The sequence below is a fragment of the Sedimenticola thiotaurini genome (genome assembly GCF_001007875.1).
GTDB classification, from domain to species: Bacteria; Pseudomonadota; Gammaproteobacteria; order Chromatiales; family Chromatiaceae; genus Sedimenticola; species Sedimenticola thiotaurini.
Map to the genome: position 1 here is coordinate 1,596,401 of NZ_CP011412.1, position 15,491 is coordinate 1,611,891.

The window sequence follows — 15,491 nt, forward strand, 5'->3', positions numbered from 1 at the left end:
ATTCACCTCCGGGTACCATCTTCCATTCAGAACATTCCGACCTGATCCCACTCCTCTTCGCTCAACAACTTGTTCAGATCGACAACTATGAGCAGATTGTTTTCACGGGTGGCCACACCCTGGATAAACTTGGAGCTGTCCTCATTCCCCACATTCGGCGCAGAGTCGATCTCCGACCCCAGCAGCTCCACCACTTCCGCAACGCTGTCCACCAGGATACCCACCACCTGATCTTCCGATTCAATAATGACGATTCGACTCGCCTCATCAATATCACCGGGAGGCAGTCCGAACCGACTACGGGTATCAATCACCGTAACCACATTGCCGCGCAGATTGATAATACCGAGAACATAAGGCGGCGCACCAGGTACCGGAGCGATCTCCGTGACCCGCAATACCTCCTGTACGTGCATCACATTGATGCCGTAGGTTTCATCCTCAAGGCGAAATGTAACCAGTTGATAAACCGGATCATTTACTGAACCTTCGGCAATGCGAGTAGTCATGACTGCACCTCTGCTTCAATCAATTATATGTCATTTTCCAGGACATCCCGGGTACGCCCGGCTCCAGGATTCTAACGCTGTTCCACCATCTTCAGCAGCTCGTCAACATTCAGCAGCACACTCAACTGCTCAATGATCGTTCCAGCCATCCAGCCACGGGAGCCGTTTTTCCTGCTCCAACGCACGTCCTGTTTTTCCAGGGTCAACGGGCTTAACAGACTATCGCACGCCAGTCCCCAACGGCCATCACCGATGATCAGTATATGGCTACCGTTAGGTCGATCTGCCGAAGCCTTCTCCAACCGCCCCGGCATGATCAGCTGGGCGGTATCGATGACCACTACGCGCTTCTCCCGATGGATAAAAACTCCCATGGACCAGTCAGGCTGTCCCGGCATCCGCATCAGATCCTGCTGCCACTCGGCTATACTGCAAAGCGATACCAACGGGACCACCAGATTCATGCCACGCACCTTGAAAGGCAGACACTGGAACCGTGACATCCCCCAGGGGGGGATAATCTCCCCTGCTTCAACCGGCCCCTGTTCGGGCTCTTCCAATGGTGTATCGACCGCCTGGGGAATTTCTACAGCGGTCGACTGCCGGGGGGAATCGAGGGTCTGCACGCCCTGGCGGATCTCCACAACCGGTGCCAACCGGGGTTTTTCCGGTGCCGTTACCGGGGGCGGCTCGTGGTACTCCTCCACTTCGCTGAGCAGGGCGGCCAGGTAGCTGTCCACGGCCTGCTCCGGCGCATGCAGCACCGGCCTGGAGTTGTCGGAGTTGCTGCTCATCGCGCTACTCCGGAAGCGGGCATCGGCCTGGGCTCACTCATCAGCAGTTCGAGCAGTGAGGAGTAGGCCTCCACACCCCGGCCACGCGGGTCCGCCACCGGTGGCGGTAAACCCACTTTGCTTGCCTCCCGGAACCGGGTATCTACCGGAATCACACCGTTCCAGATATGCTCCCCATAGGTGTCCCTGAGTACCCGCAGGCTATCCACTGAAGCCCGGGTGCGACGATCAAACATGGTGGGGACTATGGTGTAGGGAAGTGGCAATGAACGCGCCTTAAGCACCATATCCAGGGTGTGCAGCATCCGCTCCAGCCCCTTCAGGGCAAGAAATTCAGTCTGCACCGGGATAATCAGCCGTTCACAGGCGGCCAGTGCATTTACCATGAGTACACCCAGCATGGGCGGACAGTCGATCATGACATAGTCGAACCGTCCGGCGAGCGACTCAAAGGCCCGCTTCAACACCAATCCCATGCCGTCCATCCGCCCGGCCTGCCGCTCCAAAGTGGCCAGGGCCACCGACGCTGGCAACAGCTCCAATCCTTCGGTACCGGTCTTGTACAGCAGTGTCGCCGGATCGATGGTGGTTTTCCCGGCTGCCGCCTGGAACAGACTGTAGGCACTCTCTTCAATGGCATCCGGATCATATCGGAAGTAGCTGGTAAGCGAACCGTGCGGATCAATATCCACCAACAGCGTACGAAACCCCCACAATGAGAGCAGCCCCCCCAGGGTAACCGCCGTGGTGGTTTTGCCCACCCCCCCCTTCTGATTGGCGATGGTCCATACTTTCACTCGCCACCCCCGCTATCCAGAGCCTCTTCGCTATCATAGGCGGCATCGGGGACCTGCTGCGACATGATAAACAGGTTCACCCGGCGGTTTCTCCTTCTACCCTCTGGGGTATCGTTGCTGGCCAGCGGACGGAACTCACCATAACCGATTGCGGCCATCCGTTCCGATGCCACACCCAACTTGGCGAAATAGTGGACCACACTGGCAGCACGGGCAGCGGAAAGCTCCCAGTTGGAGGGGAAGCTGATGGTACTGATTGGCACATTATCGGTGTGACCTTCCACATTGATCATGTTACTGAGTGGCTTGACGATCAACACCACTTTGCGCAACGCTTTCAGGGCCTCTCTGGAGAGTCGGGCGCTGCCGCTGGCAAACAGCATGCTGCTCTTCATCTCCACACCGATGCCCCGTTGTGTGCGGGTTACCTTGACCAGCCCCTGGTCCACGTAGTCCAGCAGTGCCTGCGACAGTTCATCTTCCACCGCTTCCAGGGGGCGATAACGGATCTGGGTTGAGCCGCTCACTTCCTCTGTGGGTATGCTGCTGGGCTGAATCGGTTGCGGCAGGAACGGTGCGCCAACCTGTGGTTCAAGACTCCGCAACTCCTCCCCGACCTGAATCGGATCATCGGTGCGAATCGGGGGGGCGACAAAGGCTTCGATCAGGGTATTCGACAATACCCGGTACTTACCATCATTGACTGATGAGATGGAGTACATGACGACAAAGAAGGCAAACAGGAGCGTGATAAAGTCGGCATAGGAGACCAACCATCGCTCATGGTTCTCCGGCTCTTCCTGTCGTCGTCTGCGGGCCATCAGATAATATATCCCTGCAACTTCGATTCGATATTGCGCGGATTCTCCCCTTCGGCGATGGAGACAATACCTTCCACCACCATCTCCCGGAAGTGGGTCCTGGCCAGCGCCAGTGTCTTCAGCTTACTGCCGAACGGGATCAGAAACAGGTTGGCCAATCCGACACCATAGATCGTTGCCACGAACGCTGCGGCAATCCCGCTGCCGAGTTTGCTGGGGTCTGCCAGGTTCTGCATCACATGAATCAGACCCAGTACTGCGCCGATTATACCGATGGTGGGTGAGAACCCTCCCATACTTTCAAATACCCGTGCAGCCTGGAGATCATGGTGCTCACGGGTCTCGATCTCCACCTCCAGGATGTTCCGGATCACTTCCGGTTCACTGCCGTCTACCAGTAACTGCATACCCTTGCGAATGAACAGGTCGGGCTCCTTCTCGGCAATATCCTCCAGCCCGAGCAAACCCTCTTTCCGGGCCACATTGCTCCAGTCGACCAGCTTCTTGATGGTTTTATCCAGGCGTTGTTTCGGGGGTATAAAGACCGCTCCGGCGGAGCGCAGCGCATGCAGGAAAATCGGCATCGGTGTCTGCAGCATAATGGCGCCGATTGTGCCGCCAAATACGATAACCAGTGCCGGCCCATTGGCCAGCGCACTCGCCTCGCCCCCCTCCAGGGCATTTCCCCCGAGGATGGCGCCAAATGCGACGATAATGCCTATTATACTGAGATAATCCACACTACACCGCCTTGATCAGGCTGGGCCCGATATCCGCCAGATCGAGCACCCGATCAGACAGCCCCGCCTTCTCCACCGATTGGGGCATGCCATATACAACACAACTCTCTTCGCTCTGCGACCAGACTGTCGAGCCACCCTCCTTGAGGGCCCGCGCCGCCTGTTTCCCATCAGCCCCCATGCCGGTCAGGATGATGGCCAACACATCACTCGGCATCAGCCGCGCCGCAGAGCCGAAGCTCACATCGACACAGGGACGATAAGTCTGATCCGCACTGCTCTCCTTGATTCGGATCACGCTATCCTCACCGCGTCGCTCCAGAATCATCTGTTTTCCGCCCGGAGCCAGATAGGCGTGGCCGGGACGCAACCGATCCCCGTCCGCCGCCTCCTTGACAGCCACCGCACTCTGGGTGTTGAGCCGTTCAGCATAAGCCGGCGTAAAGCTGGCCGGCATATGCACCACTATCAGGATCGGCAACGGAAAATTGGCCGGCAGCGCGGACAGCAGGGTCTGTACCGCCACCGGGCCACCGGTGGAAGCACCGATCGCCACCAGTTTGTAACCACCCCGGTGGACCGGGGCTGCGACAGCGGGGCGGACTGGCGGCTTAGTGGCCGGCTGAGGCCGCAGTAGCGTCCCCAGGCGCCGGTTCACCCCACGGGAGCCGATCGCGAGCACACGCCGGGCCAGCAACTTCGATGCCTCCTGGCCATTACTCCGGTCAAACTGCTTGGGCAGAAAGTCCACCGCCCCCGCGTCCAGTGCGTCGAGTGTCGCCTTGGCACCTTCATGGGTCAGCGACGAGAACATCAGGATCGGTATCGGGTTCTCCGCCACAATACGCCGCACCGCACTGATGCCGTCCAGTACCGGCATCTCCACATCCATGGTGATCACATCGGGCTTGAGCCGTCGGGCCTCGATAATGGCGCTCTGGCCGTCACCGGCAAACCCCACCACCTCGATCATCGGCACATCGCCCAGCATCGAGGCAATTCTTCTGCGAAAGAAGGCGGAGTCGTCCACCACCAGCACACGAACCCTGGAGGCAACCATTTAACCGTTATCCTCCATGTTGTGAGCGGCAAACTGCCCCGGGTTACGATAGTTGTGTTCAGCGACGAGCATATTTCCTCAGTAATCCTGGAATATCGAGAATGAGAGCGATATTGCCATCCCCGGTGATGGTAGCACCGGCCATGCCGTCCAATCCCTGCAGCAGCGCACCCAACGGCTTAATGACTACCTCCTCCTGTCCAATCAGGTGATCCACCACCAGACCGACCTGGGTATTCCCTACCGTGACCACCACCACATGACCGGTTGATTCCCGGTTATCCCGGTTGCTGTTGGGAACCAGCCACTGGTGCAGATAGAACAGCGGCAACGCCCGCTCCCGCACCATAATAGTCAATTGACCATCCACCACATTGGTCCGTTCCAGGTCGAGATTGAATATTTCCACCACGTTGGCCAGCGGCAGGGCAAACGGCTGGGTACCCAGCACCACCATCAGGGTCGGCAGGATTGCCAGTGTCAGCGGAAGTTTAATCGTAATCAGACTGCCCTTTCCGTACTCTGAATCGATCTCCACCTGGCCATTCATCTGGGCGATACGGGTCTTCACCACATCCATGCCCACGCCACGCCCGGAAACATCGGATATTTCGGTCTTGGTTGAAAATCCGGCCGCAAAGATCAGGTTATAACACTCTTTCTCATCCAGCCGTGCCGCCGCCTCTTCATCCATCATGCCTTTCTCGACAGCCTTGCGCCGCAGCACATCGGGATCCATACCCTTACCGTCATCAGCAATGGTCAGCAGAATATGATCACCAGCCTGCGCGGCGGAGAGCACCACTTTACCCACCCGTGGTTTACCGGCGGCTTCGCGCTCTTCCGGACTTTCGATACCGTGATCCACCGCGTTGCGCACCAGGTGAACCATGGGATCCGACAACGCCTCCACCAGATTTTTATCCAGATCGGTCTCTTCACCGTGCAGTTCAAGGTCGATCTCTTTCTTGAGACTGCGAGCCAGATCCCTGACCACCCGGGGAAAGCGGCCGAAGACCTTCTTCACCGGCTGCATCCGGGTCTTCATCACGGAGTTTTGCAGGTCAGAGGTCACCACATCCAGGTTGGCCACCGCCGTGGCCACCTCTTCATCCCCCAGCTTGGCCTTCAGGGTCTCCAACCGGTTGCGCACCAACACCAGCTCACCCACCATGTTCATGATGTCATCAAGCCGGGCAGTGTCTACCCGAATAGTGGTCTCTGCCGGCGGCTGTTTGCGGGCGTGTGCTTGCGGGTCATCCGTTCGTTTAGGTGATTTTGACGCTTTGGCCGGCGCTGGCTGTTTGATTGCAGGCGCCGGTTTTGCGGCGCCTGACCCAGTCGCTTGTGCCGGCGCAGCTGCCGGTTTAGCCGAGGCCGGGGCCGACTCGCTGGCCGGAGTTGCCGCCGCTCCATTGATTGCGCCAAACTTGCCCTTGCCATGCAGCTCATCGAGCAGCGCCTCAAACTCATCTTCGGTGATTTCATCCGAACTGGCAGAGGCCGCAGCGGGGGTCTTTGGTGTGGCCTCGCCAGCGGCCTGTTGCTCGGCAGCGGGCACACCATTGAATTTCCCCTTGCCGTGTAACTGATCCAGCAGGGCCTCAAACTCTTCTTCCGTAATATCGTCACCGTCAGCCGCCTGTGGCGTTGCTGCCGATGTGGCCTCTTCCGATACCGGCACACCGCCATGTTTGCCGGTGCCGTGCAGCTGATCGAGCAGCTTTTCGAACTCCTCTTCAGTGATCTCATCACCACCGAGAGCAGGATCTGACTGGGGGGCATCCGCCCCCTCGGCCACCATCTCCTCGACGGTGACCGCCTGTTCCGGTTCCGGTTCCGCTTGCGGCGCCGGTGCCACGGCAGCCTGATCGACCTGTTGCGACGCCTCGACAGACTCGCCGGCCGGCACCGCCAGTTGATGCAGTGTCTCTATCAGCTGGGCATCCGCCTCGTCCGGCTCTTCACCGGACTGGACCAGGGCAAACATTTCGTTCACCACATCCAGCACCTGTAACACGGCGTCCATCAGTACCGGATCAACCTGCCGTTGTCCCTGACGCAATACGTTGAAGACATCTTCCGCCCGGTGACACACCGTCACCAGGGGATCAATACCGAGGAATCCGGCACCACCCTTGATGGTATGAAAGCCGCGAAAGACTGCATTGAGCAGGTCATAATCATCGGGACGATGTTCCAGATCCACCAACTGTTCATTCAGTTGCTCAAGTATCTCCCCGGCTTCAATCAGGAAGTCCTGAAGGATCTCGTCATCCATATCAATGGCCATACTTCCACACCTCTAAAAGCCCAAACTGGATAGCAGATCGTCCACGTCATCCTGCCCGTTGACCAGATCACCCTGATCAATTCCGGGAACGCTCGGCCCTTCCAGTTTATCTGCGTCTTTTTGTTTTTCTGGCAATTTGGAACCCGATATCCGGACCAGCTGCACCAGCTTGTCCTCCACATCGTGCACCAGGGTAATCACCTGCCGGATAATCTGGCCGGTCAGATCCTGAAAATCCTGTGCCATCAGCACATCGGTCATGTGGGCATGCAGCTGTTTCGATCGTTCACTGGTCAGATTCAGGAACTCGGCCAGTTCACGGCTCAACTCTCTGAAATCGTCCACCGAGAGTTCACGCTTGCGGAACCGCTCCCACTGTTCCGATATTTCACTTGCCCTGCTGCCCAGTTCAGCAGCCAGGGGCAGGCTGGCTTCCACCGCACCCAGCGTGGTGTTGGCAGATTTCTCCGTCATGCTGATCACATAGGTGAGTCGCTCACTGGCATCCGGAATATCCACCTGGGCCATCTCGTTGATGCGTGGGTCCAGCAAAAATTCATTGATCGCTTCATGCAGTTCGCGGGTCAGACGACCCACTTCCAGAAACAGTTTGCTCTCAATGCCTTCGGTGAGCTGAGAGCTAACATGGATCGCCTCCGCTTCGTTCCCTGCTTCCAGGTGAGCCACCAGTTGCTTGGCCAGCATCAGACGTTCGTCAATGTCCATGTATTTCTCCAGACGGATTCGTCATGATTGCCGCTCAGCTATCTACACGTTCAAAAATCTTGTTGATCTTCTCTTCCAGGGTCACCGCAGTAAACGGCTTGACGACATAACCATTGACTCCGGCCTTGGCCGCCTCGATGATCTGCTCACGCTTCGATTCGGCGGTTACCATCAGCACCGGAAGCTTGACCAGGTTCGGATCGGCACGCACTGCCTTGAGCAGATCAATACCGGTCATGCCGGGCATATTCCAATCGGTTACCAGGAAATCAAAGTTACCTGACTGCAACATGGGTAACGCGGTATTACCATCATCTGCCTCCTGGGTATTGGTGAACCCCAGGTCCCGCAGCAGATTCTTAATAATCCGTCGCATTGTGGAGAAGTCGTCCACAATGAGAATCTTCATGTTTTTATTCAAGGCAACCTCCAAACTCGATGCCATTATTTGTTTTTACCGACCGATCAGAGTTTGTCTGCATCGGACAACCAATCTGCTAGACGGGCACGTAACCGCAGTGTTGCCTGGCTGTGAATCTGGCACACTCTCGATTCACTGACCCCCAGAACCTGTCCAATCTCCCGCAGGTTCATCTCTTCATCGTAATAGAGTGCAATCACCAATCTCTCTCGTTCCGGCAGACCGGCAATCGCCTCTGCCAGGGCCTGTTTGAATGCATCCCGCTGCATCCCCTCGAACAGACCGGCCGACTCAGTGTTGTCGCCATCAAACGGAAGCTCGCCAACTGCCTGCAACTCTTCAATACTGAAGATTCTGCAACCGGCGGCATCCTGCAGGATCCGATGGTACTGGACCAGATCCATATCCAGCACTTCAGCTACCTCCACATCCCGTGCGTCGCGGCCCTGTTCATTTTCGATGGCCCGCATGGCGTCTGCCACCATACGCGCCTTTCGGTGCACGGAACGGGGAGTCCAGTCGCTACGCCGGATCTCGTCCAGCATGGAGCCCCGGATTCGGATCCCGGCATAGGTTTCGAAACTCGCTCCCTGGCTGGGATCATAATTCCTGCTCGCTTCAAGCAGGCCGATCATTCCCGCCTGAATCAGATCATCCGCCTGCACATTGGGCGGCAATCGGTTCATCAGGTGGTAGGCAATCCGTTTGACCAGCGGCGCATGTCGATCCACCAGCGTATCCGCATCCATCTCCTGGATGGCCGTATAGCTAGCAAGCCCGCTCACCGGCTCATCTCCTGATTCTGGCTGCTGTACTGGATCAGCCGCTCCACGAAGAACTGCAGATGACCACCAGCGCCATCCGGTACAGGCCAGTTATCGGCCTTCTGCGCCAGATTCTTGAATATTTTTGCTATATGGCTACGCGGATTGGCCTGAACCACCGGTTTTTGTGATTTCACGGCCTTTCTGAGATTTTCGTCATACGGAATACTGCCCATGTAGGTGAGCATAACATCCAGGTACTGGTCCGTAACCCGGCACATCTTGTTATACAGGTTGCGCCCCTCTTCAGCACTGCGGGTCATGTTGGCCAGGATTCGGAAACGGTCCAGACCATACTCCCGATTCAACAGCTTGATCATGGCGTAGGCATCGGTAATCGACGCCGGTTCGTCACACACCACAACGATAACCTCCTGTGCCGCCCGGCTGAAGCTCACCACCGTATCCGAGATACCGGCTGCGGTGTCGATAATCAGTACATCCAGATCATTGCCGACATCACTGAAGGCCCTGATCAATCCGGCGTGTTCCGCCGCGCTCAGCTCAGCCATCTGCTGAACACCCGAGGCACCCGGCACAACCCGAATACCCGCAGGCCCCTGCAGAACCACCTCTTCCAGGGTGCGCTCACCGCTCAATACGTGGGACAGGTCATACTGGGGATGTAAGCCGAGCACCACGTCGATGTTGGCCAAACCGAGGTCGGCATCCAGCAGCATCACGCGACGCCCCATTTCAGCCATTGAAACGGCCAGATTGACCGATATGTTGGTCTTTCCAACGCCGCCCTTACCTCCGGTAACGGCGATCACTCGTACAGGTCTGGGTTGTACCATGCGTCTTAATCCTGCTGCTTGATCTGTAATTGCGTCAGCCATGAGCATTTGCTCTCGCACCTCCGAGGGCCAGTGCCAGGTATTCATCGGAATACCCACCTTCTCCGGTACTACAGGCGACCGCCTTGCTGACCAGTGTGTGTGAACGGGCCAGGTGCAGATCTTCCGGCACCTTCTGGCCATCGGCGACAAATGCCAGCGGTAACGCCTTATGGATCAACGCGGACAGCGCCCCGCCCAGTGAGCCGGTCTCATCCACCTTAGTGAGAATACAGGCCTCCGGCCTGGCAGTGCCAAAGGCGCCGATCGTCTGGATCAGAGATGAGTAGTCGGTGGCCGCAGAGAGGGTGAGAAAACTGCGCACACCCTGTCCGGCCACATCCAGCATGGAGAGCTGTTCACTGAGCCTGACATCCCGCTGACTCATTCCGGCGGTATCGATCAGGACCAGTCGCTTGCCGGTCAGGCCGTTCAATGCAACAGCCAGTTCCTCCCGGGTACTCGCCGTGCGCACCGGCACGTCCAGTATTCTGGCGTAGGTGTTCAACTGCTCCTGGGCACCGATACGGTAGTTATCGGTCGAGATCAGTGCGATCTGATGGGTGCCGTGGCGCAGGGCGAAACGGGCCGCCAGCTTTGCCACCGTGGTGGTCTTGCCTACCCCGGTGGGTCCGATCAGGGCGAATACGCCACCCTGCTCCAGCAGATCATCGCCCACTGTCTCCATTTTTGCCGCCAGATGGTAAAGCGCCTTTCGCCACGCCTGGTCCGCATTGGTGGCATCGCTAACAAGCTCCACCAGTTCACAGCAGATATCCGGCGTGATGGACAATTCCATCAACTTCCTGAACAGGTCCCGGTTCTCCGGCTTGTGATCCGCCATCTCCCGCCAGCTCAGCCCGGACAGTTCGTTTTCCATCATGCGACGCAGCGCCTTCATCTCCTGACGCATCTCCACCAGCACCGGATCCTGGCTCCACTCCACTTTGGGAACCACCTGCTCTTTCAGTTCGGTCACAGAGGCTACTTTAGAATCTCGCTCCCGGGTCGGGGCGACAGGTCTCTCCTCCTGGTGCAGGGGCCGAACCTTGTGGGATACGGATTGGGCAGGGGGCGGCGGCTCGTCTGCAAAAGCGGCGGCATCATAATCAATGGCCGCCATCAACTCGACGCCGCCATCAACTTTCTTGTTCGACAGAATCACGGCGTCGGAGCCCAGTGTCTCACGAACCTGTCGTAGAGCCTGCCTGATATCCGGCGCGAAAATGCGTTTAATCTTCATACCTGACTTTCCCCGCAGCCAGCTATCCGATCAAACGGCCTGTTTAAGTCACCATGCCGAGGTGTCCGATCGTGTAGCGGTGGCTGCCTTATGTTTCTGCACTTGGCCTGCCCACCGTGGCAACCACCTTGATTTTGCGGTTGTCCGGTATCTCGTTGTAGGAGAGCACACTCATTCCCGGTACGCTGTGTTTAACAAATCGCGCCATCCACATGCGAATCGGCGCTGCGACCAAAAGAATACTCTCCTGTCCTGCTGTCTCTTGCTGCTGAGCGGTTTCAACCAACGCTTTCTGCAGCTGTTCCGCCAGGCCGGGTTCAAACCCGACACCCCCATCCTGGGCAGGCTGAATAGTTTGCTGCAATATCTGTTCCAATCCAGGATCGAGCACCACAACAGGGATTTCTTCAACAGGACCAACAAGTTGCTGAACAATCGAACGGGAAAGCGCAACCCGGGCCCGGGCCGTCAAAGCGCCGAGGTCTTGACTCTGGGGAGCATACTCCGCCAATGTTTCGGCAATCGTGCGGATATCCCGAATGGGCACACCCTCCGAAAGCAGGTTCTGCAGAATCTTTAATATCTGCCCCAGGCTTAAGACGGTGGGCACCAGATCCTCCACCAGTTTGGGGGCGCTTTTGGCGAGCACTTCCATCAACTGCTGCACCTCCTCATGGCCAATCAGCTCATGGGCATGGGATTGCAGTATCTCGCTCAGGTGGGTGGCCACCACGGTACTGGCATCCACCACCGTATAGCCCAGCGTCTGCGCCTGGTCCCGCTGTCCGGCATCGATCCAGACCGCCTCCAGACCAAACGCCGGATCAGTCGTAGCCACGCCCTGCAAGGTACCAAACACCCGGCCAGGATTGATGGCCAGCTCCCGATCCGGGTAGATCTCCGCCTCACCGATCACCACGCCATTGAGGGAGATCCGATAGCCGCCAGGGCTGAGATCCAGATTGTCCCGTATATGTACCGGCTGCACCAGGAAGCCCAACTCCTGGGAGAGCTTCTTACGCACCCCCTTGATCCGGTTCATCAACTGACCACCCTGGTTCTTGTCCACCAGGGGGATCAGACGATACCCCACCTCCAGGCCGATAATATCCACCGGTTGTACATCATCCCAGGTCAGCTCCTTCTGTTCCGGTGCCTGTGCAGGCTCTGGCATGGGCTCCACATCCGGCACCACCTGGGCACGCTGCTGTTTTTGCATGATCCACCAGGCACCGCCACCGGCCAGGGCCGCTAGGGTAAGGAAGGCAAAATTGGGCATGCCGGGGATAATGCCCATCATGCCCAGTACTACGGCGGTGATTATCAGTGCCTTCGGATTGGTGAACAGCTGGGTGACAATCTGCCCTCCCATATCCTGCTTGGAGGAGGCCACCCGGGTGACAATAATGGCTGCGGAGGTGGAGAGCAGCAGGGAGGGAATCTGCGCCACCAGACCATCGCCAATGGTCAGCAGGGCATAAAACCGCAGCGCAGTTGAGAGATCCAGGTCATGCTGCAGCATACCGATTGCAAGACCACCGATAATGTTGATGAACAGGATCAGAATACCCGCTACCGCGTCACCCCGGACAAACTTGCTGGCACCATCCATCGCGCCGTAAAAATCGGCCTCCTGGGCCACCTCATCGCGCCGCACTCTGGCCTCATCCTGATCGATGAGTCCTGCATTGAGATCGGCATCGATCGCCATCTGCTTACCCGGCATGGCGTCCAGGGTGAACCGGGCGCTCACCTCGGATACCCGTCCCGCACCCTTGGTCACCACCACAAAATTGATAATCACCAGAATGGCAAACACCACCAGGCCGACCGCATAGTTGCCACCGATAACAAAGGCGCCAAACGCCTCGATCACCTTGCCGGCCGCATCACCACCCTGATGCCCTTCCAGTAACACCACCCGGGTGGAGGCCACATTCAGGGAGAGGCGCAGCAGCGTGGCCACCAGCAGCAGACTGGGGAACACACTGAACTCTAGTGGCCGCATGGTGTAGACCACCACCATCACCACAATCAGCGACAGGGCGATATTGAAGGTAAAAAAGATATCCAGGGCCAGTGGTGGCAGGGGAATCACCACCATCACCAACAGCATCACCAGCACCATGGGTGCGCCAAGACCACGCAGACCAGACGCTTTTACATTATTCAGGATTGCTGTTGCATCCATCATCCCAACTCCAGGTAAATCACTCAGGCACCTTCAGTTCATCCGGAATCTGCAGCTCATCGGGCATCACCGGTTTGCGACCCTGCCCAGGTGTATAGGCCCTGAGCTGAAACACGTAGGCCAGCAGCTTGGCCACCGCCAGATAGAGACCCGCCGGTATCGGTTCCCCCAGTTCGGTATGGAAGTAGATGGCACGGGCCAACGAAGGTGATTCGATAACCGGCACCTCGTTTTCGGCGCCCACCCGGCGAATATTGGCAGCCACCAGTTCGGTCCCCTTGGCCACCACCACCGGTGCGTTCATACGCGCCTGGTTATAGCGCAGGGCCACCGCATAGTGGGTGGGGTTGGTGACAATCACATCGGCTTTCGGCACCTCCTCCATCATGCGCCGGGTCGCCATCTCACGTTGCAGCTGCCGGATACGCCCCCGAACCTCGGGCCGACCCTCGGTCTCCTTCATCTCTTCCCGAACTTCCTGGCGGGTCATTTTCATCTGCCGTTTGTGATCCCAGATCTGGAACGGTATATCGACAGCAGCCACCAGAATCAGGGTTGAGGAGATCAGCACAAACGCCCAACCGATCAGATTGACCAGCTCGCTCATCGCCGAACCCAGGTCCATACCGCTAAGCTGAATGAAGGAGTCCAGGGTAAGCCACAGCACCAACGCGGTGGCGCCACCCACCAGAAAAAACTTGGCCATCGCCTTGGCCAGCTCTATCAAACCCTTGAGCGAGAAGAGCCGTTTCAGTCCTTTCAACGGATTCATCTTGCTCAGTTTCGGCGCCAGCGCCTGGGCACTGAATGCCATCCCCCCCAGGGCGATGGAACTGAGTACCGCCACCACTACCACCACCACGAAGAACGGCGCCAGCATGAGCAGGGCATCCTGCATACTGGCTGCCAACCGACGCAGCATCGCCATCGGCTCAAACATATCAACCCGGGGTATGCTCAGATTACTGCTCATGATTTGGGAGAGCCCCTCCCCCATCATGCCGCTCATTGCAACCAGAGCCATACCACCGATCAGGGTGATAGCCATGGTGTTCAGCTCTTTTGAACGGGCTATCTGCCCCTTCTTTTTGGCATCATCCAGGCGTTTCGCTGTCGGCTCTTCTGTTTTCTCCTGGCCATCTTCATTCTCTGCCATGCATCACCCCGCAATCAGCAGCAGCCGCTGGATCAGGCCCAGAGCCTCTTCCAGTAACTCGGTGAAGTTACCCATGACATCCGGCAGGGTAATCCAGATAAGTACGAAACCGATCAGAATGGAGATCGGAAATCCCACCGCAAAGATATTCAGCTGCGGCGCTGCCCGACCAATCACGCCCATCCCGAGATTGACCAGCAACAGGGCCGCTACCACCGGCAGTGACATCAACAGTCCGGCGTTGAACATCCGGCTGGCCCAGCCGACGATTTCGGAGAAGCCGTTCTGACTGAGCCCGCTGACCGCCACCGGAAAAGTGTGGAAACTTTGTGCCAGTATTTCGATCAGCACCAGGTGGCCGTTCAGGACCAGGAACAGCAGGGTGGCCAATATCAGATAGAACTGGGAGACCACCGGTACCTGCACACCGTTCTGCGGATCCACCATGGAAGCGAACCCCAGCCCCATGCTGTAGGCGATCACCTGCCCACCAAAAATCAGGGCGGCGAACACCATCTGCAGAATAAAGCCCATCGCCACACCAATCAGGATCTGTTGCAGCAGGATGATGAATGCCTCCCCACTGAAGGGGTCCACCACCGGGGAGGCGGGAATCACCGGCACCAGCACCCAGGTCAGCACCAGCACGAAAGCCAGCCGGAATATTATTGGTGTCTGGCGCGAACTGAGAATGGGCGCAGACAGGATCAATGCACCGATACGTACAAACGGCCAGAAGAATGCGGCCAGCCAGCTTTGCAATTGGGTATCGGTAAAGATCATCAGTCCACCCCGGGGTCAACCGATAAAATCCGGTATACCCTCAAAGAGGGTTACGGTGAAATTGATAATAACCTGCAGCATCCAGGGCCCCGCCATCATCAGCACCACCACCACGATGATCAGTTTCGGGATAAAACTCAGGGTCATCTCGTTGATCTGGGTGGCCGCCTGGAACATGGCCACCAGCAGGCCGACGGCCAGGGCCGGAATCAGCAGCACCGCACCCAGGGCGACTGTCACTTCCAACGCCCGCTGGCCGATATCGAGTACGCTGTCTGGTGTCATCCTATCCCCCCA

The 15,491-nt window shown here is 57.7% G+C and carries 16 protein-coding genes; all 16 read right to left on the minus strand.

Annotation, left to right across the window (positions count from 1 at the left end; translation table 11 throughout):
- Positions 1–26: 26 nt before the first annotated feature.
- Positions 27–509, minus strand: coding sequence for a chemotaxis protein CheW (locus tag AAY24_RS07230; RefSeq protein WP_046859115.1), 483 nt, complete (start codon positions 507–509; stop codon positions 27–29).
- A gap of 71 nt (positions 510–580) precedes the next feature.
- Positions 581–1,303 (minus strand): chemotaxis protein CheW, encoded by a 723-nt coding sequence (locus tag AAY24_RS18475; protein WP_052761119.1) that lies wholly within the window; start codon positions 1,301–1,303, stop codon positions 581–583.
- The gene (locus AAY24_RS07240) at positions 1,300–2,100 is read right to left on the minus strand and encodes a ParA family protein (protein ID WP_046859116.1); all 801 of its coding nucleotides are present in this window, start codon (positions 2,098–2,100) and stop codon (positions 1,300–1,302) included. Before AAY24_RS07240 ends, AAY24_RS18475 begins: the two co-directional genes overlap by 4 nt.
- On the minus strand, positions 2,097–2,921 hold the full coding sequence (gene motD, locus AAY24_RS07245) for a flagellar motor protein MotD (protein ID WP_046859117.1): 825 nt from the start codon (positions 2,919–2,921) through the stop codon (positions 2,097–2,099). Before motD ends, AAY24_RS07240 begins: the two co-directional genes overlap by 4 nt.
- Positions 2,921–3,661 carry a flagellar motor protein gene (locus AAY24_RS07250; RefSeq protein WP_046859118.1) on the minus strand — a complete coding sequence of 247 codons (741 nt, stop codon included), beginning with the start codon at positions 3,659–3,661 and terminating at the stop codon, positions 2,921–2,923. Before AAY24_RS07250 ends, motD begins: the two co-directional genes overlap by 1 nt.
- A 1-nt stretch (position 3,662) precedes the next feature.
- On the minus strand, positions 3,663–4,721 hold the full coding sequence (locus AAY24_RS07255) for a protein-glutamate methylesterase/protein-glutamine glutaminase (RefSeq protein ID WP_046859119.1): 1,059 nt from the start codon (positions 4,719–4,721) through the stop codon (positions 3,663–3,665).
- 58 nt (positions 4,722–4,779) lie between these two features.
- Positions 4,780–7,014: a chemotaxis protein CheA gene (locus tag AAY24_RS07260; RefSeq protein WP_046859120.1), complete on the minus strand. Its 2,235-nt coding sequence runs from the start codon at positions 7,012–7,014 to the stop codon at positions 4,780–4,782.
- Between the two features lie 12 nt (positions 7,015–7,026).
- Entirely contained in the window at positions 7,027–7,740 is a 714-nt protein-coding gene (locus AAY24_RS07265) for a protein phosphatase CheZ (RefSeq protein ID WP_046859121.1), read from the minus strand.
- Positions 7,741–7,774: 34 nt separating this feature from the next.
- The gene (cheY, locus tag AAY24_RS07270) at positions 7,775–8,149 is read right to left on the minus strand and encodes a chemotaxis response regulator CheY (protein WP_470406628.1); all 375 of its coding nucleotides are present in this window, start codon (positions 8,147–8,149) and stop codon (positions 7,775–7,777) included.
- A 56-nt stretch (positions 8,150–8,205) separates the two neighbouring features.
- Positions 8,206–8,946, minus strand: a complete 741-nt coding sequence (locus tag AAY24_RS07275) for an RNA polymerase sigma factor FliA (RefSeq protein WP_046859122.1) — start codon at positions 8,944–8,946, stop codon at positions 8,206–8,208.
- Positions 8,943–9,782 (minus strand): MinD/ParA family protein, encoded by an 840-nt coding sequence (locus tag AAY24_RS07280; protein WP_046859123.1) that lies wholly within the window; start codon positions 9,780–9,782, stop codon positions 8,943–8,945. The genes AAY24_RS07275 and AAY24_RS07280 overlap by 4 nt, the downstream gene beginning before the upstream one ends.
- 34 nt (positions 9,783–9,816) lie before the next feature.
- The gene (flhF, locus tag AAY24_RS07285) at positions 9,817–11,064 is read right to left on the minus strand and encodes a flagellar biosynthesis protein FlhF (protein WP_046859124.1); all 1,248 of its coding nucleotides are present in this window, start codon (positions 11,062–11,064) and stop codon (positions 9,817–9,819) included.
- A gap of 88 nt (positions 11,065–11,152) precedes the next feature.
- A complete protein-coding gene (gene flhA / locus AAY24_RS07290) occupies positions 11,153–13,258 on the minus strand; it encodes a flagellar biosynthesis protein FlhA (RefSeq protein WP_082117071.1) in 2,106 nt (701 codons plus the stop codon).
- A 16-nt stretch (positions 13,259–13,274) separates the two neighbouring features.
- Complete coding sequence (gene flhB / locus AAY24_RS07295; RefSeq protein ID WP_046859125.1) at positions 13,275–14,411, minus strand: flagellar biosynthesis protein FlhB; 1,137 nt, start codon at positions 14,409–14,411, stop codon at positions 13,275–13,277.
- A gap of 3 nt (positions 14,412–14,414) precedes the next feature.
- Complete coding sequence (gene fliR, locus AAY24_RS07300; protein ID WP_046859126.1) at positions 14,415–15,194, minus strand: flagellar biosynthetic protein FliR; 780 nt, start codon at positions 15,192–15,194, stop codon at positions 14,415–14,417.
- Positions 15,195–15,209: 15 nt separating this feature from the next.
- Complete coding sequence (gene fliQ, locus AAY24_RS07305; protein ID WP_046859127.1) at positions 15,210–15,479, minus strand: flagellar biosynthesis protein FliQ; 270 nt, start codon at positions 15,477–15,479, stop codon at positions 15,210–15,212.
- Between the last annotated feature and the right edge of the window lie 12 nt (positions 15,480–15,491).